This window comes from Sporosarcina ureae, from assembly GCF_002082015.1.
GTDB lineage: Bacteria > Bacillota > Bacilli > Bacillales_A > Planococcaceae > Sporosarcina > Sporosarcina ureae_A.
Window position 1 is genome coordinate 226,262 of sequence record NZ_CP015109.1, and the last position, 22,727, is coordinate 248,988.

Consider the following 22,727-nt stretch of genomic DNA (forward strand, 5'->3'; position numbering starts at 1 on the left):
ACTCTGTTACTCTAAAAAAATATTTACTGATAAGAACAGAAAAAAGGCGTAAAGGACATTCCCCTTACGTTTTTTCTGTTCTGTACCAACCTCTTTTTGAATCACTTTTTATGTTGTTAACACTCTTGTCAAATCAGAGGTTTTGATAATCTCTGCCACTACAGACAGTTATAAGTTAACCATCACTTGACAAACCGCTCCACCATTTCCCGTGTCACATGAAAACGCGGATCAGAGCTATTCCCCTCTACTTCCTCCACCCCAATTAAAACAGTAATCACTCGTTCCCCATTGAATACCCCGCTACCCGTAAAACACGAACCCGCCGCATCGGTATAACCGGTCTTTAATCCATCGATCCCAGCCATTTGCATGCGCATACCTGGTAACAGTAGATTTGTGTTCCACATCTTCATGCCGTCGTTAGACATGAAGTGCGTCATGCTAGTGAACTCCAATACTTCAGGGTGCGTTGCGATGAGTCGATCAGCGATCATTGCCATGTCATGAGCGGACGCTAAATTGTTCTGATTGTCCCCTCTACCCAGATAATCGCCATCTAAGCCATGCGGATTATAGAAAACAGTTTTCTTTAGCTTAAACGCGCGTGCTTGTTCATTCATGATCTCAACGAAATCTTCTTCCGTTCCCGCCACAATCTCAGCTAACGCAAGGGCCGCATCATTTGCTGAAATGACTGTCATCGCCGTAAATAGTTCGCGTACTGTATAGCTTTCATTCGCTTGCATGCCGAGCTTTGCAGCACTCGCGAATTGTGCCATATCTAGCACGGTGGGACTTGGCTGGTAGGTAGTTTCCCAGGAAATTGTGCCATTTTTTATCGTGTTCAAAACGATATATTGCGTCATTAACTTTGTCATACTAGCAATCGGTAATGGCTTTTTGCTGTCTTTTTCATATAACATCTTACCTGTGTCTGCATGTAATAGAATCATGGCCTTCGACGAGGCACTCCAATTCTCATCTACCACTTGTACATCGTGCCATTGTGTTACCACTGCATAGATCCCTAAGCAGATGAGTACTATCAATAATAATTTTTTCATGTATACACCTGCCCATAGTATTCATTATGAAGTAGAAGTCTGAAGAATGGTAGCGGATGTTTCTTAAGAATGTATGAAGACTGTTTACAACACTTGCACGGAAGACTTACACTTTGCCTCCCGCAAGTGTTTTTTATTGTGAAGAAGTATGAACTGTTAATAATAAAATAATCCTACCTTCACACAAGACCCATTACTATTCTGTATAACTACACGGAAACCTGACCATCAACGGGTACAATGTGTTAGATGTCGAGTTGTTCTTAAGGAAGATCTATCTCTAATAAGTAAACAGTTAAATTCCAGTGTTATGGGCATAATGGCTAATAAAAGCATGTCTGGAAAAGAGGTACGATGTGAAAGCAAGTTGGAATATATTCAAATTGGATTTGAAACATATTAGTAAAAACTGGGTAGCTGCCCTATTGATTGGCGGATTAACTTTTTTACCTTCCCTGTATGCCTGGCTGAATATCTACGCAACGTGGGACCCTTATGCCCATACCGACCGATTGCCTGTGGCGATTGTCAATGAAGATGAAGGCGCGACAGTGCGTGACCAACACATTGATGTTGGGAAAGATTTGACCAAAACGTTACATGATAATAAAGAGATGGATTGGTCATTTACCACCAGCCAAGAAGCGATGGATGGAGTAGAATATGGTGATTATTTCGCGGCGATTTTTATTCCGAAAGATTTCTCCAGTAAACTTGCGACGGTCACTTCAGGGAAGCCCGAAAAAGCGGAAATTCATTACTATGTCAATGAAAAGCTGAATTCCATTGCACCTAAAATTACAGAAAAAGGCGCTTCTGTCATTGTTGACAAAGTAAGCCGCCGTTTTATATCTACTGTTAACGGCGTAGTCCTCGATTTGTTTAACGAACTTGGAATTGAAATCGAGAAAGATTTACCGGATATCAAGAAATTTGAGCAATACATTTTCGACATTCAAAAGCAATTACCAACGATTCATCAGACGTTGGAAGGAATCGTAACCGATGCCAACTCTGCGAAGCGCATCATCGACAAAGCGCAGCAACTACTGCCTGAAGCGAAACGTACTACAAACGCTGGATTAAAAACGATCAATGATACGATGGACCAGCTGACAACAGCACAGAATCGACTAGAAGCGGCTGCACCGCGTATTAAAGCGGATTTGGAGAAAATAGCTACTATTACGAATGAAACGAATGACTTCCTAAAAAATATTCAACAACTGTCGCCTGACTTCACTGAATGGAATCGTGCAAAACAAGCTGTGGACGAACGTGTAACTACTAGTATCGAAAAACTAAACGAACTTGAGCAAGACCTTCTGAATATAAAGAATGTCGCTGAACAGTTAAACGGTGAACAAGCAACCGCAGCAAACCCGACGCTGTCCAAGCCACTAGACGCCGCGTTACTAAAAGTCGGTAATCTCAAAAATCTACTAGATGAAATGCAAGAAAATGCACGTACGATGGATTCGTCGGTGCAAGGTGAAGAAGAACGGTTGCGCAACAGCATACATGATTTGCAAAAGATTGCTGAGAACACGTCCATCAAAGCTGATTCTTTCCTGACAGAATATACCGACACAATACAACCTTATATCCGTAAAGAAATTGCTCAAGCACTGAAGACCCTTACTAGTGCCAAAACGTTGCTGACAGAAGTGCAAAACAGCATTCCTGAAGTACAACAAACATTACGTAGTGCAGACAAACATTTGACGCAAGGTACACAACAAGTCGAAAATGCGTTAAATCAATACCCATACTTCTATGAGAAAGTGAACCAGCTCGCGAAACGTATCCAGGATATTCAAGGCAAGACAGATATTAATGAAATCATTGATTTATTGCAAAATGACCCGATGGCAGAACGAAGCTTCTTTGAAGAGCCGATTATCTTGAATGAAACGAAACTATTCCCGATACAAAATTATGGTACCGGCATGACACCTTTTTATACGGTACTGTCGATCTGGGTCGGTTGTTTACTGTTAATTTCCCTACTCTCTACAGACATTAGCCGGGAAGGCATATTCACATCCAGACAAATCTATGTAGGTCGGCTACTTACATTCGGTTTGATCGGATGCATACAGACGTTAATCGTGACGATCGGTGATATCGTCCTGCTTGGTGTAACCGTCAAAGAGCCCATACTATTCATCTTATTTGGCTTATTAATCAGCATAGTATTCATGTCGACGGTCTATACATTCGTTTCGGTATTCGGTGATGTAGGCAAGGCGATGGCTATCATCTTACTTGTGCTACAGATTGCAGGATCCGGTGGTACGTACCCGATCATGCTGCTACCTTCATTTTTCCAATGGATTAATCCTTTCTTACCTTTCACGTACGCAATTGACTTGATGAGAGAGGCTGTTGGTGGAATCGTCTGGGCACGAGCCATAAAGGACATGCTGTTTTTAATAATCGTTGGGATTGTCTTTATTATTTTCGGTGTAGTATTTAAGAAAAAAATAAATATCGCAACGAATCACCTGTTAGCGAAATCACGTGAGACCGATTTATTCCATTAAACTTGTGCAGACAAAACCTCCTTACGTTGGCAAGGAGGTTTCATGTCATATTGGCTTGTGTACTGTATAACGTTTCAACGCGTCCGCAGAATTCTAAAAAGGTGAAAAAAGTATTGTGGCACATTTTGAATTTCAAAATGAAATGTTTCATTATAATACCTATAGTTTTCTTAAAGAACTATTATGTTACACTATAAGTGTCGGCAGCAAATAATTATTGGAAGTAAGTCTACAGGTGATTCCGATAAAAAAGATTTTCAATAAAAAGACGATGATTCATTCGTAATTGAATGAATCATCGTCTTTTATTTTTTGAGAAATCAAAGCGTATAGTGACATTGATTTCTCACATGCTAATCTGGCTGGTTAGAACCGATTATTTCGTATAACCGTTCATTTGTGATTGAGCCTGACGCACTAGTCGCTTTGTAATTTCTCCGCCGACGGATCCGTTGGCACGCGATGTGGAGTCTGGTCCAAGGTTTACACCGAATTCGTTTGCGATCTCTTCCTTCATCTGGTTGATCGCTTGTTGTACGCCTGGAACTAAAAGTTGGTTTGAGTTGTTGTTGCTGCTGTTGTTTGGCATGTTGTCCACCTCCTTCTGACAATAGAATGAGCAATTTTTAAAAAAACATACTAAAAACTTTTTGAAATGAAGATTATTTATTTGCTTCAGATAAACAGCACCCGTACGAAAAAAATTAAAACCTCTACCGTTCGTGCTTCGGTAAAGGTTGCAGACTTACTAGCGTATATCTTCTATTCATGTCCCGTGCATAATTGTTTACTACGCTCTAACTCTTCTGTCATTTGTTTCTTCACGTCACTTGACCAGCCATGTTGAACAGCTAGAAAATCAATGACAGGTTCTTTCCATTGATCGACCCAGTCTACGTCAAATAGCAATGCACCTGTCCGTCTCCAGAAAAAATCTACCGGGGTGCGAACGAATTCTTTTGCAACGGAATACCACAATTGTGCGTAGATTTCGATTGGCAAATTAGCTCTCTGTGCGTCCGCCTTTCCATTTTGGATGACGCCGAATAATTCATCGATGTTCGATCCGTAATGAGTCACGAGCGCATAAGCCGCTTTCTCCGATAATCCAAGACCCATTCCTTCTTGTACTTTTCTGCGGATAAAGGCTTCAAATCCTTTAGAACCACCTACATGACCACCCGAAATAGGAAGATGTATAGTGCGGCTTGACGGAATCTTTTTGCCATATTGTCTTTTGAAATCTGTAGCGATTAGATCGACAATAGTTTCAGCCATTTTGCGATAGCCTGTCAATTTTCCGCCAGCAATTGTGATTAAGCCTGACTCTGATATCCAAATTTCATCTTTTCGCGAAATCTCTGAAGCGCTCTTGCCTTCTTCTTGTATGAGGGGTCTAAGGCCTGCCCAACCCGATTCGATTTGCTGTTCGCTAATCTGAAGTTTCGGAAAAACAAAACGAATGGCATTTAGCAAGTACTCTTTATCTGCTTGTGTGATTTGCGGCTCCGTCAAACTTCCTTGATAATCCGTATCGGTCGTTCCTATGTATGTTTTGCCATCGCGTGGTATCGCTAGCACCATCCGGCCATCCGGTGTATCGAAATAAATCGTGTGGTCTAAAGGAAATACACGTTGGTCAAAGACTAAATGAACACCTTTAGTCAAATGAAGTTGCTTATGATCAGGCAAAGCATCCTTTTCGCGGACTTCATTGACCCAAGGACCAGCCGCGTTCAGTACTTTCTTTGCGCAAATTACACGGGACTTTCCCGTGAGCTGATCAACTACTTCGACACCCGCCACTATGCCATCTTGATAAACAAAGTCTGTCACTTTTGTATAATTTAATACCGATGCACCGTGTTGCACAGCTTCTTTTATCACTTCAATTGTCAAGCGTGCATCGTCTGAACGATATTCAACGAATTTCCCTGCACCGAGGAGACCTTCTCGATTCAACTTCGGTTCAGCCTGTAATGTTTGTTTTTTTGACAGCATACGTTTGCGTTCTGATTTTTTCACTTTGGCTAACGTATCATAGACACGTAAGCCGATCGAACTGCTGAATTTACCGAACGTTCCACCTTTGTAGATGGGCAACAACAGCCATGTCGGAGTAGTCACATGCGGACCGTTTTCATATACTATCGCACGTTCTTGTCCAGTTTGTGAAACAATTTTAAATTCAAGATTCTTTAAATAACGTAATCCGCCGTGAATCATCTTCGTGGAGCGACTCGAAGTTCCTGCTGCGAAATCCTGCATTTCTACTAACACCGTTTTTAGGCCCCGGCTCGCTGCATCGAGCGCTATACCTGCTCCCGTCACGCCACCTCCTATTATCAATACATCAAATTCTTCTGTTCGTATACTTTCTAGTATGTCCTCTCTTCTAAAGCGAGGTGGTTGATTAATCATATGTAGTAAACTCCTATCTTCACATCTTTATTAGCATAATAATACATCTAATCCGAATATTTTTAAAGTTAATTGACAAACTATTTGATTCATGTGATAATTTCTACATGTTTAGTAGGAATAGTTATCCTATACATACGGCCATTAGAAGGGCGCAAAGACAAAATGTAACCAAGCACGAGATAGACATTTGTTTGTAACAGACCTGTCCCTCTGTGGATCGGTCTTTTTTATACTACAGGAGGTTATGTGGATGGACGTATTTGTCAATGAACCAAAATATACTACCTATCGTTTTTTAGAAATCGAGGATATTAAACAGTACGTAAGAAATCTAGGTCTCTTTCCTGAGTCTGAAGACATTCATGTTATAGAAGTGAGTGATGGTAAGATCAATCATGTCTATAGAGTACATAATGAATTCAGGTCAATCATTTTTAAACAAGCAGTCCCTTACGCACGGGTCGTCGGCGAATCGATGCCATTGCCAATTGACCGAGTACGTATTGAAGCGGAAGTGATGGAGCTATACGAAGAAATCATGCCGAAAAGCGTCCCTTCCGTTTTGCACCTAGACGAAGTGATGGCCGTTGTCGTAATGGAAGACATGCTACCGCTCGAAGTGGGCCGTACTGCATTAATAAATGGAAGTGAATCAGCTCGTTTTGCATCAGATATCGGCAAAATATCGGCTGAAATCTTATTTAAGACCTCTGATTTTTACATGCCTTCTTCAGTCAAAAAAGAGCTGCAAGCACGCTTGGCGAATCCAGGAATGCGACAGTTGACTGAGCAACTAGTATTTGATTGGCCATATAGTGACCACGAGAGCAATGAATGTGAGGACGGTATGCGTAATGAAGTGAAATTCCTCAGTCAAGATCAGCGTTTATTGCTCGAAGTTGCGCAACTTAAACATAAATTCATGACTAAATCAGACGGTCTAATTCATGGGGATTTGCATAGCGGGGCCATTTTCACAGGAGAAAACCGTACAGTCATTTTCGATACGGAATTTGCACTTTTCGGACCATTCGGTTTCGATCTTGGCCAATTCATCGCAAATCTATTTTTAAACGGCATCGCCTTCCCCGAGTATAAGGAGAAGCGCTTTGAACAAGCAAAAGAAACATGGTATGCATTTACAGAAACGTTTTCAAACCTTTGGCAGAGCACTACCTATGAACGCTATACGAAAGTCGATGGATTTTACACTATTACCATGGAAGAGATCTTTACCGATCTCATCGGCTATGCGGGATGTGAATTAGTACGACGAGCCATCAGCATCGCACAAATTCCCGATATGAATACGGAAGAAGATGAAGACTTGCGCATGGCCGCTAGAAGGAAAGTTTTAGAACTAGGTAAATATATGATTATGGAACGTAAACAAATCCATTCGCTAGAACAATTGAGTCATTGGTTTCAAGCACCTAGATAAACACTAAAGGAGGCAGTTCGATGGGCGTTACAGCAACCTATTTATTCCCCACTCATCCAAATCAGGAAAAAATTGCAGAACAACACGCACTAGGGTTGACGATCGGTTCATGGACCGACATTCCCCATATTGAGCAACAACAACTAAAGCATCATAAAGGTGAAGTGGTGTCTGTTGTGAAAGGCGAACAGAAAGACACGGTGACCATATTTTATCCGTCGGCGAATTTTTCTGCCGACCTACCAGCTATCTTCACTACTGTCTACGGGAAGTTGTCCTTTTTCGAAGGTTATGAACTAATTGATTTACAATTCGACCATTCCCTACTCGCACAATTCCCTGGTCCTCGATTTGGTGTCAACGGTATTCGCGAACAGCTCGGCGTCTATGATCGTCCACTATTAAAGGCGATTTTTAAAGGTGTGATGGGACGTGATTTATCCTTTTTCTCTAGTCAACTCCAAGAATTATTAGCTGGTGGTATTGACTTGATCAAGGATGATGAAATTCTTTTCGAAAATCAATTAACTCCTTTTCATAAACGGGTAACTACTGCGAAAGACATTATCGATCATCATTACGAGAAAACAGGCGCACGTGCTTTATACGCCGTCAATTTATCGGGTAGATCCCATGAATTACATGAAAAGGCAGAGCGCGCAACAGAACTCGGTGCAAGCGCGTTATTATTCAATGTGCACGCCTATGGTCTCGATACGCTGCAATCATTACGGGAAAATACTAATATTGGCTTACCTATCCTCGCCCATTCCGCATTATCGGGTGTGCTTGCTGGCCAAGCTGGTGGTGGATTTTCCTATCGTTTGCTCGTTGGAAAGTTGACGCGTCTCGTTGGTGGAGACCTTTCACTATTCCCGAGTCCTTACGGCAATGTCGCCATTTCACGCGAAGACGCGCTAGGGATTAACGAAGAGTTAAAACAAGACAATGGATTTGAACGAACGTTTGCTGTACCGTCTGCTGGTATTCATCCAGGAATGGTCCCGCAGTTGCTTGAAGACTTTGGTGACAATTTGGTAATCAATGCAGGTGGCGGGATTTTTGGACATCCAGACGGCCCAACACCTGGCGCACAAGCTTTCCGCGCAGCAATTGAAGCAAGTGTTGATCAGATTCCGTTGCAAGAAGCTGCAAAAACATCCGGCCCTTTGCGGCATGCATTGGAACAATGGGGCGCTCTTGAGGTTACGTATAGTGGAGGTTGAACAATGAGTAAAGTAGTGGTTTTTTGTGATTTTGATGGGACGATTACGAAAAAAGATAATATCATTAGTATTATGAATGAATTCGCATTGCCTGGCTGGAAAGAGATTACGGATGATATTTTACATCAAAACATCTCGATCCAAGATGGCGTGCGTCAGCTATTTTCGTTAATTCCAAGTACGTTACAAGAAGATATCATTTCTTTTGTCATGCAAGACGCGGAAATTAGAGAAGGATTCAGCGATTTTGTACAGTTTACGAAGGAGCGGAACATTCCGCTTTATATCGTCAGTGGCGGAATCGATTTCTTCGTTCATCCTGTGCTAGAGCCTTTTGGTCCTTTCGATCATATTTATTGTAACGAAGCGACATTTGATGAAGAACGGATTGCGATTCATTATCCGCATGCTTGTGACGCGGACTGTATGAAGCAAGATTGTGGTTGTTGTAAACCGACTATCATGCGCAAGCTATCTGACGAGCAACAGACGCGCATCGTCATTGGCGATTCGGTAACAGACTTTGAGGCAGCAAAATTGGCTGATGTAGTCATCGCGAGAGACTTTTTAGCGGAAACTTGCGAGAAACTAGACATTCCTTATACACGCTTTGACACATTTACTGATTGTATCGACATCGTGCAAGCACAACTTTAATTTTATTTGATAGGAGCGAACGATTAATATGGCGACAATTACGATTCAAGGAACGAACGAAGTGATTGAAGGACAACAAGAGGTCGCACAATTCTTAGCACAACAGGAAGTGATTTATGAACACTGGTCCATTGATCAGTTACCTGCTCATCTCCGAGAAAAGTTCGATCTGTCGGATTCGGAAAAAGAAGATATTCTCCAAGCTTTTAAATCAGATATTGATGCAATTTCTGAACGACGTGGCTATAAAGCAGCAGATATTATCTCGTTATCTAAAGATACACCGAATATTGAAGAAATGCTGAAGAACTTCGAACGGGAACATCATCATACCGACGATGAAGTCCGTTTTATCGTCAGTGGTCATGGTGTGTTCGTGATTCAAGGAAAAGATGAGCGCTTTTTTGAAGTGCATCTCGAACCAGGTGATTTGATTTCTGTACCTGAGAATATCCGTCATTACTTTACATTGGCTGCCGATCGCCAAGTAGTGGCCATTCGAATTTTCGTGACACCTGAAGGCTGGGTTGCAGTGTATTGATTGGAAGATGACTGCACTATAATTCCCTATATTTGAACTGAACCCTAACTGGTAGACACTTTATAAAAAAGTGGATCCGGTTAGGGTTGATTTCATTTAAACGTACACAAGACTCCCCTACCCTCTTTGGCTTATTACTATCTATATGACATAACTATTTATCTGAATATTGAGTGCATTCTCTGCATTACGGGTATAAACAGAGTAGAGATACAAAATGAGTGAGGTGAGTTTAAGTGGAAAATTTCAATGAAGAAACCATTAAACAAAAGATGGAGTTACAACCAGAAGAGTTAAAAAAAACGGTAAACTACTCGATGTTTTCATTCAAATCTACGGAGCAAGTAGAAAAACTGACAACTATTGTTGGGCAACAACGGGCGCGGTCCGTGATGAATTTTGGGTTACATGTGAATAAACCCGGATATAATCTATACGTCGCTGGAATGGAAGGCGTCGGTAAAACATCCTTTGTCACTACCGTCGTAAATGACTTTGCCGAGAAAGAAGCTACACTTTTTGACTGGTGTTATGTAAATAACTTTGAAGATTCGTACAAACCTAAAGTGCTAAAACTTCCCGTCGGTTTGGGCAAGCAACTTCAAAAGTCCATGGAAGACCTATTAAAGGATTTGAAAACAGATATTCCCACTGCCTTTAACGAAGAAAACCGATTAAAGAATCGGTCATCGATCATTCGGAAATATAAAGATCAAGTTGACCAAGTATATAAACAAATCAATGAAATCGCTACTGAAAAAGGATTTCTACTTAAACAAACAGATTCGACGATCGCCACCATTCCTATGGGCGAAGACGGAAACCCTATAAGTGAGGAAGCCTACAATCTATTAAATGATGAACAACGGACAGCCATTGAAAGTAACTCGGCCAAATTGCAAGAAATTATATTGGAAGCGACGAAATCTATACCGCATTTTGAGCAAGAATTGAAAAAATCATTGGCTGGCTTTGATCATCAAACTGCCATTACGACAATCGATTTTCATATTGATGAATTAAAGAAGATCTACAAAGACTGTCCTGAAGTGATGCACTATATAAAGGCAGTCCGAAAAGATCTCAAAAATAATTTTCATGCTTTTTTACCCATGCCATCTAAAAAAGAAGAAAAGCAGCTAGGTAATCTGTTTAACGATGAAGATCAAGCACTGAAAAAATATACGATAAATGTGCTAGTTGATAATAGCGAAACGACAGGCATGCCAGTGATCTCTGCAGACAACCCTACTTTTTATAACTTAATGGGCAAGGTCGAATATGAAAACCGAATGGGTGTCATGAGTACTGATTTTACGAAAATCAAACCTGGCTATTTACATGAAGCAAACGGAGGATATTTGCTTATTCAAGCAAAGGATATTTTTTCGAAAAGACAGTCATGGGAAGGATTAAAACGAGCATTATTGATCCACAAATTACAAATTGAGAATATTGGCGAACACGCAAGTATCATTGCTACCGCATCAGTAAATCCAGACCCGATTCATCTTGACGTAAAAGTGATTATCATCGGAAATATGGACATTTATCAAGCCCTCTATCATCATGATGAAGATTTCCGTAAGCTCTTTAAAATTCGTGTAGACTTTGATGTAGAAATGAAATACAACCAAGATAATATTACAGGATTAGTTAGCTTTATTCATACTCATTGTAAAAAACATGGACTTCGGCATTTTGATCCGACGGCTGTCGCAAAAATTATTGAATTCAGTTCACGCATAGCTGGTGATCAGAACAAATTATCTACTCGCTTTAATTTACAAGTAGAATTACTTTACGAAGCAGATGCATGGGCAAGCATAATGGGAGACGATCTCGTTTCGGCTAAACATATCGAAAAAGCCATTCAGGAAAAGAAATATCGCTCCAACTTGTATGAGGAAAAAATCCAAGCGAGTATTGAAGAAGGACATATTTTAATTGATACGACAGGAGAAAAAATTGGGCAAGTAAATGGCTTAGCGGTCTATGATTTAGGACAATATCATTTCGGTAAGCCATCACGAATTACGGCTACCACATTTATGGGCAAGAAAGGTTTTGTCAATATTGAGAGAGAAAGCCAAATGAGCGGTAATACACATAATAAAGGAGTCTATATATTAGGTGGGTATTTGGGGCAAATGTTCGCTCAAAAATATCCGTTAGTATTGACCGCACACATCGCGTTCGAACAATCTTATGGGGGTGTAGATGGCGATAGTGCGTCAAGTACAGAATTGTATGCGATTCTCTCAAGCTTGGCAGAGGTTCCAATCGATCAAGGATTAGCTGTAACTGGCTCCGTTAATCAAAACGGTGAAATTCAGCCGATTGGCGGTGTAAATGAGAAAATAGAAGGCTTCTATAATGTATGTAAAAGTAGAGGGCTGACGGGAAAACAAGGCGTACTCATCCCCCATCAAAATGTGAAAAACTTGATGTTACATGATGAAGTCATTGAATCTGTTCGTGATGGCGAGTTCCATATTTATAAAGTGCGCACGATTAAAGAAGGAATAGAAATATTAACTGGTGTGCCAGCTGGACTTCCGAATGAATATGGGGATTATGGCAATGAAACCGTCTATGGAAAAGCAGCAACAAAATTACGGATGTTTATGGAATTTGCAAGAGAACAGGAGAAATGAAAAAGGACTTGCGTATGAAGCCGTCGTGCAGAGTAAACTTTGCGTCGCTTCTAACGCAATTCCTTTCTTTAGTTGCGAGTGTAAATGTACAATCCATCTTGCAAACTATCCCCCAGGTTTTTAGTTTAATAATTCAGTCATCCGTAACAAATCACCAAAATCCCCCTATGTATTTCCAATTAGCTTACATTTTCAAGTCAATTCCATTACATTCCCTTTAAAGCCATCATGAAGTTGTACAATGACTATACGATAGTTTTCTTGAGGAGCCTGATTATGAATAAGAAACGTTTAACTTGGGTAGATGTCACCAAAGGTTTTTTAATGATTCTTGTCGTCATTGGACATTACCCTGGACAATTGGATTTCCCACTCGTTAAGTATATTTACTGGTTTCACATGCCAGCCTTTTTCATTTTAAGTGGATTATTTTTTAAAGCGGTAGTTGAAAAAGGTTTAATGAAACTCTCGATTCAAAAGCGGTTTATGCAGCTGATTGTTCCGTATTTATTTTTCCTCTCAAGCATTACGCTCATCCGTTATGGGATCGAGATTGGTTCGGGGAATTCGGACTTGTCGTGGTATGTAAACGATTTGTGGACACTTGTTGTCGGTGGACGTTTTATACGCGGAGCCTATGGTGTATTCTGGTTTGTTACGACGCTATTCTTTACGTATTTATTTTTCTTATGGATGACTAAAAACTTTAACCGTACAAAACAATTCATTATTTTAGCTGTTTTTTATAGTATTGCTCACTTGGAAAGCTTATTCGCGATGCATGTCATTGGCGGTAGCCCATCTACGGCAGCGCAAACGATTCCAATGATTTGGAATATCGATGTCGCATTGATGGCAGTCGTCTATTTTTCACTCGGCTATTATTTGAAGAGTTTCTGGATGAACATACCGAAAAAATGGTTAATTGCAGGATCGCTCGTTAGTATCACGACCATATCACTCGATCATTACCACGTCATTGACTATCATTTGAGTATGAAATTTTTACGCTATGACCATTTCATCTTAGATTTGATCATCCCGCTATCTTTCACACTTGTGTTAGTTGGCACATTCCAACTCATAGCGGCTAAATTATCGTTAAATTGGCTACAAAGAATCGAAAAGCATTCTCTGACCATTATGTATTTGCATATCTTTACGGATATTTTATTAAATGATTACTTTACGTATGGAATTATTGGGTTTACTGCATTTGGCTTGTTCGTTCCCATCGTAGTTTCGATTATCATTCAAAAGTTTCTCCCACATGGAAAGCTACTCCTCGGTGGATTCACACAGAAGAAGACTACTGCAAATCGCGCTATAACGAAAAAAGTACCTGTGCACGAAACTTTCATGAATCGTTAAACATTCATGATCGTTTTGTAGCACAGGTATTTTTTTACGTATCTCATTACAGGTTACTCTGTTTTTTGTATTTTCAATCCTTCAATCGTACATATTATATTTTTGTAGTAATCAGACCGAATAGAAAACCCACTATATTCCTCGTGTGTCGTACTGGAAAACCAAGTAAAGTTATTCTTCATGAATGTTAAATCTTCAGGTAAACGCGGGCCCACCCAATCGTACAAAGTATTGGCGTGTTTTTTTAATAAACCGCATGTTATTTCATTTGAATCTACAACATAAACGGTTGCAGCCGGACCTTTTGTCGTTGTATTCGCCCACTCTTTCGTGTTATACATTTCCACCAAATATGGTTTAAATTGCACTATACAAATATCCAATATAATTTTCTCTTAGTTTTTTACACACTACTTCTTTTCACGAAATTGCTTAGATAAGTATAATCCTTCCATAATAAACAGCGGTATATTTGTTACTTTTAAAAATGTCGTACCTGTACATCGAGTAACTAATCACTATCTATTTTTTAAATCTGTTTCCTACATTCATATACATAATCATAAATACAACGATCGCAATAAATAAAACAAAACCAACGTAGAACAACGAATTGTTATTGTATATATCACTAAGTAACCAAAAGACCATGCTAAATGACAATGCAAACATCATCTTCCCCATGAATTTACAAAGTGCAACCTCATCATACTTTTCTTTTTCTACTGGAGACATTGTATTGTAGCCCGCAATTAACATCGCTCCTTTGCCGTTCATAAACATAATTCCCAAACCAATAAACACCACCATAACTAGTAGCGTGATCATCATATCGATCCCTCGCTTTGGTGTTCTTTCTTACTTTACATACGGATAAATAGTTTAAAGGTTTCATTCCATCATCAAGTAGTTCAATTAATGAATCAGTTTCACGTGTAGAACTACTTGTCTAGTCAAGTCAATCTAAAAAGCACCCGTATAAGAACGTCATGAATGTTTACACAAACATGCCCGTTTCTCATACAGGTGCTCATTTTCATTTCATTATAAAGCGACTTCTTTCAGTGCTTCTAACTGCTCTGTATCAAAGTGATAGGTTTCGTTACAAAAATGACAATTCGCTTCAGCTTGTCCATCTGTTTGGATCATATCTTGAATCTCTTCGCTGCCTAAGCTAATAATCGCATTGGTGATGCGGTCCAAAGAGCATTGACATTGAAATTGAACAGGCATACTTTCTAACATCGTGACGTTTTCCGATCCTAACACGTGCTCAAGTAGTTGTTCGGGTGTACAATCTTCTGCAATTACGGAAGAGAGTGGCGCAATGCCTTTCATTCGCTCTTCAATCTTATTCATGACGTCTTCATCTGCACCAGGCAGGAGTTGAATAATAAAACCACCTGCTGCTTTTACGCTGTAATCAGGATTCATTACTACGTCTACTCCGACGGCAGACGCTGTTTGTTCAGATTTAGAAAGATACGATGTATAGTCTTCTCCAATTTCCCCGGAAACGAGAGGGATTTGTCCCACGAAAGGATGCATCAGCCCCACGTCTTTTGAGACTGTTAACAAACCATTCGTCCCGACTGCCTTTCCGACTTCGTTCATTTCTAAGTTGGTTTGAGGATTCGAGACATATCCTCGAACTTCACCTTTAGCGTTCGAATCCACAAGAATAGTACCAAGTGGGCCGCCACCATTAATTTTCACCGATACTTTTTCTTCGCCCTTTAACATAGCGCCAAGAATAACTCCAGCAGTCATGGAACGTCCGAGGGCATCTGTAGCTGTTGGAAGGGCTGCATGCCGTCGTTGTGCTTCCGCTACTGTTTTAGTTGTATTCACAGCGTATGCGCGCACTTGATTTTGATACGCCACTGCTTTGACTAAATAATCTTTCATGCTGCTATACATCCTTTCTATATCTTTGAACGTTAGTTGCGCTTTGTTTCACGCAATTTTTCGGGTGTGACATCATTTCCTAGAGGATCGATGACTGTCAGACCTGAAAATGTATCCATAACTTGTCCGCGGATTTCACGTAAGTAATCTTGACGTAATACGGTCTGCTCGACTACTTCGGCATTGGTTAAGCCTTCTTCACGTTGTTTTTTAGCTAATTCATTAATACGACCTAATTGATTGATCATGTCATTCCCTCATTTTCATTTATTATTTACGAATAAGCGGCATACTATGTGCACTGAAGTGCGGGACGACAAATTCTTGCAGCTCCTGTATCACTTCTGTTGTCGGTCGGTCTTCGTTTCGGATCGCGAGGATCACATGATTTACTCCGATATCTTGCAGTGCATATAAATAATCGATTAAAAACTTGTGACCTGATGTGAAGCCTACTTTTATTGGAATAGGTCTAGGCGACGTATTCGGCTTCTCGGATAAATGAATAGTCAAAGGCTGTATAAACGGTTTAAATGAAGTTGTCGCTTGACGCCAAAGCTTGATCAGCTCTTGTTGGCGATTTGCTTCTTGGGCGTAAAACATCCAACCGTCTGTATTCTCGGCTAACCACCTGATCGTTTGTCCGGAATATCCGGTACCTAAAATCGGGATGGTAGACAATGGTGGCTTAGGAATCACATCGCCTGCTTTTAGTCCAACACGTTCGGACTGAATCGTAGGGAAAGATTCTTTCCACACCGTTTTCATTACGTCTATTGACTCCCTGAACAATTCACCACGTTCGTCTCGATTCACTTTGAAGGCTGGGAACTCGATCGGGCGATCACCCGTAGCCACACCAAGCAATAGACGCTGATTGGATAAATCATCTAATGAAGCAGCTGACTTCGCCAAATGGAGCGGATGCCGCAACGTCGTGACGACACTTGCCGTACCTAGCGCGATTTTACTTGTATGTGCACTTACGTATGCCAGAAGTTGAAAAGGATCATGCTTGACGCCACTATCCCCGAAGTTCGGATCGTAAAGAGGTGAATCTCTTACATATAATGCCGCAAAGCCTGCATCTTCCGCTTGTTTGGCAAGCTCTAGTTGTTTCGCTATAGAATTCGGCATACGGTGCTCATCAGCTTGATCCATAGGGAATGTCAGGCCGAGTGTTAACTTATTTTCTTTAAACGTTCGAGCAAATCCTTGATGCATTTGAAATGTATTCATCATCACTCCACCTAGCTTGCCATCCTACTGGCACTTAGACCATTTTATCTTTCAGCCATTCTTGCAGTGCTTGTACTTTCGGATTATATTCTGTATTTATTTCTTCATAAATTGACGCAACCGTTTCACGTTTAAGAATGGACTTCCACGAATTCTCGGCCTCAGCCATTAAAGCTGTTAATGCGCAGTCGTGATCTTCTTCTAAATTAAGCATGTTATGAAAAACACCACTTGGAGAATAGAGTGACTGTTTTCCTTCGATCGCTAAATATATATCGTACACACGAATTTCTTCAGGCTTTCTTGTTAACTTAAACCCGCCTTTCACTCCAGGAACAGAAGTGATCAAATCCGCTCTGACTAATTTCCGTAAGATCTTTTGGGTGTATGTTGGCGATGCATGAAGTTGTTGACTGATGGTTTCTCCTGGCAATACCGCTCGATCCGGCAACATATTCAAGATCAGAATGGCGTACAAAGACTGTTCCACTCCTGTTTTCATCTGCATTACATCATCACCTTTTTCATTGTCATTCATTTGACGAACCCACTCATCTCTATCGTGGATAACTATTGTCCTCTTTAGAATAACATACTCTTTTTACTATGTATAGTTTTCGACTTCGCAACCATTTACAGTATTGTTGCATATATTTTCATAAAAAAAATAGCCTAAAGACGGAATTTCACCCTCTTCAAGCTAGCTGTTTAGTTCGTATTCTATTCCTTCATTCGCTTCCCTAGTACAGAGTCAAATAGTTGCTTCGCGTACGAATGTGAAAAGTGGAATGCTCCATCTGTTTTCACACTTTCGTCCACTATTTGTCCATCCTTCATGACATAAATTCGATCACATGCATACATGACCGCTGGTAAGTCATGCGCGATGAATAAAATCGACATACCCATTTCTTGATTCAACTCTAGAAGTAGGTCAATGATTTCCCTTTGAATCAACCGATCCAAATTGGATGTGATCTCATCACAAATGAGCAATTCAGGTTCCATTAACAAGGAGCGAAGCAAGTTGACACGTTGTTGCTCACCGCCACTCAATTCGGAAGGATATCTATGTAAATGCGTTTCCGATAATTTTACTTTGCTAAGCATTCGCCGAATATGCGCTTCACGATCTCCTTTCATTGTGCGGAGAGGTTCAAGCAATATGTCCCGTACCGTCCATGAAGGATTTAGCGCTGCTGATGCGTTCTGAAAAATCAATTGACTCGCTTGATAAAACGATTTTCGATTTTTCCGTGTAACTAGTTGACCATTGAACACAATTGAACCACTATCTGCTGGTTCAAGTTGCATGACGACACGCGCAAGTGTACTTTTTCCACTACCACTCTCTCCAACTACCCCCACAATTTCCCCGTTGCGAACAATTAAATTAATTTCATTCAATATTTTTTGCTTATGGTTGCCACTGAAATAACTTTTCGATACATTTAAAACATCTAACATCTACCGTCCACTCCTAAAATCTACTATCCAATAATTGCTTCGTATAGATATGATGAGGATGCAAGAAAACCGTTTCTACTGCACCAGTTTCCACTACGGTACCTTGCTGCATAACGGCCATTTCATGAGCGGCTTCTGCAACGATGTCCAGGTCATGGGTGATGAGGAGAATCGTCGTCCCCCGTTCTTTATTGAGCCGAATTAGCAATTGAATGAATTCTTTTTGAAGCACCATATCAAGTGCGGATGTAGGCTCGTCCGCAATAAGTAAAGGAGGTTCCACGTAAAATGCACACGCGATCATACATCTTTGCAACATGCCGCCCGATAATTGAAAAGGATATTGCTCGACAACTTCCCAAGCAAGACCTAACTGATCTAAAATCCATTGCATTTTCTTGCTAAATACTTCTATCGTATCTCCTACACGTTCACCTGAAAATGCATACAGTTGACGCCCTATCTTCACAGAAGGATTAAAACTGTTCGATGCGTCTTGGAATATTGTGAATACATCTTGTTTCCTCAGTCTTTCCAATTCCTGAACAGACGCATCCAATACGTTTCGCCCTTCGTACATTACGGATCCACTTACTTTCGCGTCTACCGGCAACAGGCCGAGTAAGGCGGAAACTGTCATGCTTTTTCCACTGCCACTTTCACCAATCAATGACGTGATTTTTCCGCGTGGTATTGTGAAATTGACATGTTGCGCAATGTGCTGATCTTGTATTGTAATCGATAGATCTCTTACTTCAATCATTGACACGCCTCCGCTCCGGATTTTTCCACGCCTCTCCGATAAAATTAATGGCGAGAATAGTCAAGAAAATCATAATGCCTGGAAATAACGCGATCCACCATGCGCCAATTAAAATATCGTTTTGCGCGTAGTACAGCATATTCCCCCAAGAAGGAATTGCTGGAGGTATACCGATGCCAAGAAAACTCAAGGATACTTCCATAAATATCGCGCCTGCAAAATTAAATAAGGTAACAACAAAAATCGCAGGGATACTATTACGCAACAAATGACCCCATAGTATTTTCCACACAGGCGTCTCGAACATGTTAGCCATTTTAACAAACTCTTCTTCTTTAAGGCGAATAAATTCTGACCGTACAATTCTTGCGGTGACAAGCCATCCCGTCAATCCAATGAGCAGTGCCATCCCCCACATCCCACCTTGAATGATGGCTTGAAACACTAAAATAATAATGAGAGAAGGAATGGTAATGAGAGCTTCTAGCAATCGCATCATGACCGTATCAATCACACCACCAAAATATCCACTAATACCGCCATAGACAATTCCTGTGACTAGCGACAAAATCACGGAACTGCTTGCTACTGCTAGCGTCACCTTTCCACCTTCAAGTAAACGCGATAGAACGTCTCTGCCTAAATGATCCGTTCCTAACCAATGCTCACTACTCGGTGCACTATACACTTCATCCATGTTCATGTCATTCGGACTAAACGGGGCGAGCCAATTTGAAAACATTGTCAAAAAGATAATCAATCCGAGAAGGCTATACCAAAACCAAAGTGCTTTTCGTGACATCATTTACCGGACGCCCCCTTTACGCAACTTCGGATCTATGGCATACATAATAAGATCAACTATAAATAATGACATGACCACAATGATGCCCGTCACCATAATGCTGCCCATTAATAAAGGGTAATCCTTTGTCACAACTGCCTTTACCGTCAATTGACCGAGTCCAGACCAAGCAAATAATGATTCCACTATAATAGAACCACCAAAGAACGATGGAATGGTCATTGCCATGTAATTTAAATAAGGAATGGAGGCGTTACGTACAATTCCTCTCCGAATGGTTCGATCCAATACACCATTTGCGCGTGCCACCTTTACATAATATTGACTGTTTTCTATCTTAATACTTTCTTGTAGAAAGCGAGCGTAAATCCCCACATGCGTTACAATCAACACGCTGGCGGGCATAACGAGATGACGGATTTTATCAATCACACCGCCATGACCATCCACATCGCCAGAACCAGAAGAAGGAAGGACCCCTAGACTCACGGCAAAGAAATAAATGAACAAAATACCAAGCCAAAAAGCAGGTATGGAAGACGTTGCGATACTAAATGTGGAAAGTCCTTTATCCCAAATAGAACCTGCCTTCATACCCGCCACCGTACCGAGCCAAATGGAGCCTAGCACAATAAAAAACATCGTCACGCTGAATAATAGTAATGTATTTGGCAGTCGTTCCCTAATAATTTCAGACACAGGTCTACCTTCTTTATAGGAGATCCCTAAATTCCCTTTGACCGTCTCACTTAGCCATGCAATATATTGCTCGGCAACAGGGCGATCTAATGCATATGCACGGGTAATGCGTTCTTTTTCGGCTGCAGTTAACGTCTGCGCATTGCCTCCATAGAAAGCAGCAGCAGGATCTCCAGGCGCCGCTTGCATAATGAAAAAAGAGAGGAAGCTCACGATGAAGAGGACCAAGATCCCCATCACCATTCGCTTCCCTACCCATTTACTGATCATTCCACTTCCACTCCTCGACGTTCCAAAGGAAACCCGATCCGTGATGACCTAGCGTTCGTTCTTTCACACCGCTCACATTTTTATTTATACCATACACTGCATTTTCGTAGGCAATAAAAACAAATGCGGGATCATTCGCAAGTACTTCTTGGAACTGCATATAAATCGCTTTGCGTTCTTCCGGATCTGTTTCTGTACGTCCTTTTGCAAGCAGTTCATCTACTTTTTCATTCGAATATTCGCCATAGTTATAACCGGTGCCCTTTACGCTCGATTCATCCGAATGAAACAAGATATGCGTATGATGATCTGCGTCATACGGACTGCCCCATCCAACCATAAACGCATCTGCGTCTTCGATTGTAATTGCGCTCCAGTCGAGTGCAGCTACTTTTACATCCGCACCAACGTCTTTAAAACCTTCAGCAACATAATTTGCCATGTTCACACGAACGGCATCACTTGCAGGGGCGGTAATCGTAAATGATAGTTTTTCTCCGTCTTTCGAACGAATACCGTCCTCGTTTTCTTTCCAACCCGCTTCATCCAACAGCGCGTTCGCTTTCTCTAGGTCATACGTATATTTTTCTATTTGATCATTATGGAATTCATGGTTTTGCAAGGGTGAATAGGCAACAGAACCATGTCCTTTTAAAATACCTTTTACGATTTGCTCTCGATCAGTTGCGTAACTAAACGCACGACGCACGTTGACGTCTTTCCAAAGATCCAAATTCATATTGAATAAAATGCCTCGGTAATCGGCCGATTCAATATCATAAACCGTCAAGTTCGCTTCTCTTTCCAAGTTTTCAACTTGTACAGGATCTAGCAGGGCCACATCCACTTCGCCCGACTTCAACTGTAGTGCACGGACGTTACTGTCTGGAATAAATTTAAATATGACTTTTTCAATCGACGGCTTCGTTCCGAAAAAGTCACCATAGGCCTGTAGTGTCAACGAATTGCCACGATCCCATTTATCAAACATATAAGGCCCTGCACCAATCGGGTGGCTATTAAAGTCTGCTGTTCGCATATCGACTCCTTCAAAAGCATGTTTTGGAAGGATCGGTACGGTTAACTTGTCCAGTAATGGTGTGAATGGCTGTTTTAATGTAATTTCGACGGTATAGTCATCCAGCGCGTTAGTAGATGCTACTTCTTCAAAATCTGATTTCAAAAATGAAGCGTTTTGATCATCCATAATACTTTCTATTGTAAACACTATATCATCTGCTGTAAGTTCATTCCCATCGTGGAATGTAATATCTTCTTTTAACTTAAACGTATACGTAAGTTTATCCTCTGAAACCTCGAAAGAGTCTGCGATATCGGTAACTACTTTATTGTTTTCATCAAATCGCATGACGCCTCGAAACAATAATGCATCTAGATTCGTTTCTTCGAGAATCGGGTTAAGCCCTTCGAACTCTTCTTCAGAAGCATAAATTAGGCGATTTTCGTTAGATGGAGTTAATTCTTTTGTATCTTCTTTTTTACTACAACCTGCCACAATAACTACAAGTACCATAAATAGTACAAGTAACTTCTTATTTGATCTAAACATTTCAATCCCCTTTATATCTCTATAGATTATCCACATTTTATCATTATTTCATGTTCATCTACGTTTGTCCTGTCTA

The 22,727-nt window shown here is 40.8% G+C and carries 21 protein-coding genes; 7 read left to right on the forward strand and 14 right to left on the reverse strand.

The genetic code is table 11. From position 1 onward, the window contains the following. Positions 1 to 182: 182 nt before the first annotated feature. A complete protein-coding gene (locus tag SporoP17a_RS01150; RefSeq protein ID WP_083031209.1) occupies positions 183 to 1,067 on the reverse strand; it encodes a D-alanyl-D-alanine carboxypeptidase family protein in 885 nt (294 codons plus the stop codon). A 356-nt stretch (positions 1,068 to 1,423) separates the two neighbouring features. Between SporoP17a_RS01150 and SporoP17a_RS01155 the strand changes: the two genes are divergently transcribed. Next, entirely contained in the window at positions 1,424 to 3,613 is a 2,190-nt protein-coding gene (locus tag SporoP17a_RS01155; RefSeq protein WP_083031212.1) for a YhgE/Pip domain-containing protein, read from the forward strand. A gap of 376 nt (positions 3,614 to 3,989) precedes the next feature. On the opposite strand, the gene SporoP17a_RS01160 is transcribed toward SporoP17a_RS01155, so the two are convergent. Further along, the gene (locus SporoP17a_RS01160; protein ID WP_083031215.1) at positions 3,990 to 4,202 is read right to left on the reverse strand and encodes an alpha/beta-type small acid-soluble spore protein; all 213 of its coding nucleotides are present in this window, start codon (positions 4,200 to 4,202) and stop codon (positions 3,990 to 3,992) included. A gap of 173 nt (positions 4,203 to 4,375) precedes the next feature. Next, on the reverse strand, positions 4,376 to 6,034 hold the full coding sequence (locus SporoP17a_RS01165) for a glycerol-3-phosphate dehydrogenase/oxidase (protein ID WP_083031217.1): 1,659 nt from the start codon (positions 6,032 to 6,034) through the stop codon (positions 4,376 to 4,378). A 253-nt stretch (positions 6,035 to 6,287) separates the two neighbouring features. On the opposite strand from SporoP17a_RS01165, the gene mtnK reads away from it, so the two are divergent. From mtnK to SporoP17a_RS01195, 6 genes are all read left to right on the forward strand, one after another. Further along, on the forward strand, positions 6,288 to 7,478 hold the full coding sequence (gene mtnK, locus SporoP17a_RS01170) for an S-methyl-5-thioribose kinase (RefSeq protein ID WP_167693353.1): 1,191 nt from the start codon (positions 6,288 to 6,290) through the stop codon (positions 7,476 to 7,478). 20 nt (positions 7,479 to 7,498) lie between these two features. Continuing rightward, on the forward strand, positions 7,499 to 8,704 hold the full coding sequence (locus tag SporoP17a_RS01175) for a 2,3-diketo-5-methylthiopentyl-1-phosphate enolase (protein ID WP_083031222.1): 1,206 nt from the start codon (positions 7,499 to 7,501) through the stop codon (positions 8,702 to 8,704). 3 nt (positions 8,705 to 8,707) lie between these two features. Beyond that, complete coding sequence (locus SporoP17a_RS01180; protein ID WP_083031225.1) at positions 8,708 to 9,361, forward strand: 2-hydroxy-3-keto-5-methylthiopentenyl-1-phosphate phosphatase; 654 nt, start codon at positions 8,708 to 8,710, stop codon at positions 9,359 to 9,361. Between the two features lie 28 nt (positions 9,362 to 9,389). After that, on the forward strand, positions 9,390 to 9,902 hold the full coding sequence (locus tag SporoP17a_RS01185) for a 1,2-dihydroxy-3-keto-5-methylthiopentene dioxygenase (RefSeq protein WP_083031228.1): 513 nt from the start codon (positions 9,390 to 9,392) through the stop codon (positions 9,900 to 9,902). A 236-nt stretch (positions 9,903 to 10,138) separates the two neighbouring features. Continuing rightward, complete coding sequence (locus SporoP17a_RS01190; protein ID WP_083031232.1) at positions 10,139 to 12,559, forward strand: Lon protease family protein; 2,421 nt, start codon at positions 10,139 to 10,141, stop codon at positions 12,557 to 12,559. 276 nt (positions 12,560 to 12,835) lie between these two features. Beyond that, positions 12,836 to 13,930 carry an acyltransferase family protein gene (locus SporoP17a_RS01195; RefSeq protein WP_083031234.1) on the forward strand — a complete coding sequence of 365 codons (1,095 nt, stop codon included), beginning with the start codon at positions 12,836 to 12,838 and terminating at the stop codon, positions 13,928 to 13,930. 53 nt (positions 13,931 to 13,983) lie between these two features. Here SporoP17a_RS01195 and SporoP17a_RS01200 read toward each other — a convergent pair whose 3' ends face one another. The 11 genes from SporoP17a_RS01200 to SporoP17a_RS01250 form a co-directional block, all read right to left on the reverse strand. Further along, positions 13,984 to 14,313, reverse strand: a complete 330-nt coding sequence (locus SporoP17a_RS01200) for a hypothetical protein (protein WP_083031237.1) — start codon at positions 14,311 to 14,313, stop codon at positions 13,984 to 13,986. Between the two features lie 139 nt (positions 14,314 to 14,452). Beyond that, positions 14,453 to 14,761, reverse strand: a complete 309-nt coding sequence (locus SporoP17a_RS01205; RefSeq protein WP_083031240.1) for a DUF3784 domain-containing protein — start codon at positions 14,759 to 14,761, stop codon at positions 14,453 to 14,455. A gap of 213 nt (positions 14,762 to 14,974) precedes the next feature. Continuing rightward, positions 14,975 to 15,838 carry an Hsp33 family molecular chaperone HslO gene (hslO, locus tag SporoP17a_RS01210; RefSeq protein ID WP_083031242.1) on the reverse strand — a complete coding sequence of 288 codons (864 nt, stop codon included), beginning with the start codon at positions 15,836 to 15,838 and terminating at the stop codon, positions 14,975 to 14,977. Between the two features lie 32 nt (positions 15,839 to 15,870). After that, the gene (locus SporoP17a_RS01215) at positions 15,871 to 16,086 is read right to left on the reverse strand and encodes a DUF896 domain-containing protein (RefSeq protein ID WP_083031244.1); all 216 of its coding nucleotides are present in this window, start codon (positions 16,084 to 16,086) and stop codon (positions 15,871 to 15,873) included. Positions 16,087 to 16,108: 22 nt separating this feature from the next. Continuing rightward, the gene (locus SporoP17a_RS01220) at positions 16,109 to 17,077 is read right to left on the reverse strand and encodes an LLM class oxidoreductase (RefSeq protein ID WP_083031247.1); all 969 of its coding nucleotides are present in this window, start codon (positions 17,075 to 17,077) and stop codon (positions 16,109 to 16,111) included. Positions 17,078 to 17,111: 34 nt separating this feature from the next. After that, on the reverse strand, positions 17,112 to 17,585 hold the full coding sequence (locus SporoP17a_RS01225) for an RrF2 family transcriptional regulator (protein WP_083035815.1): 474 nt from the start codon (positions 17,583 to 17,585) through the stop codon (positions 17,112 to 17,114). Between the two features lie 212 nt (positions 17,586 to 17,797). After that, entirely contained in the window at positions 17,798 to 18,544 is a 747-nt protein-coding gene (locus tag SporoP17a_RS01230; protein WP_083031250.1) for an ABC transporter ATP-binding protein, read from the reverse strand. A 13-nt stretch (positions 18,545 to 18,557) separates the two neighbouring features. Beyond that, positions 18,558 to 19,307, reverse strand: a complete 750-nt coding sequence (locus tag SporoP17a_RS01235) for an ATP-binding cassette domain-containing protein (protein ID WP_083031253.1) — start codon at positions 19,305 to 19,307, stop codon at positions 18,558 to 18,560. Beyond that, positions 19,300 to 20,112: an ABC transporter permease gene (locus tag SporoP17a_RS01240; RefSeq protein WP_156890503.1), complete on the reverse strand. Its 813-nt coding sequence runs from the start codon at positions 20,110 to 20,112 to the stop codon at positions 19,300 to 19,302. The genes SporoP17a_RS01235 and SporoP17a_RS01240 overlap by 8 nt, the downstream gene beginning before the upstream one ends. Continuing rightward, positions 20,113 to 21,081, reverse strand: a complete 969-nt coding sequence (locus tag SporoP17a_RS01245; protein WP_083031256.1) for an ABC transporter permease — start codon at positions 21,079 to 21,081, stop codon at positions 20,113 to 20,115. Further along, complete coding sequence (locus SporoP17a_RS01250; RefSeq protein ID WP_083031259.1) at positions 21,071 to 22,651, reverse strand: ABC transporter substrate-binding protein; 1,581 nt, start codon at positions 22,649 to 22,651, stop codon at positions 21,071 to 21,073. Before SporoP17a_RS01250 ends, SporoP17a_RS01245 begins: the two co-directional genes overlap by 11 nt. Between the last annotated feature and the right edge of the window lie 76 nt (positions 22,652 to 22,727).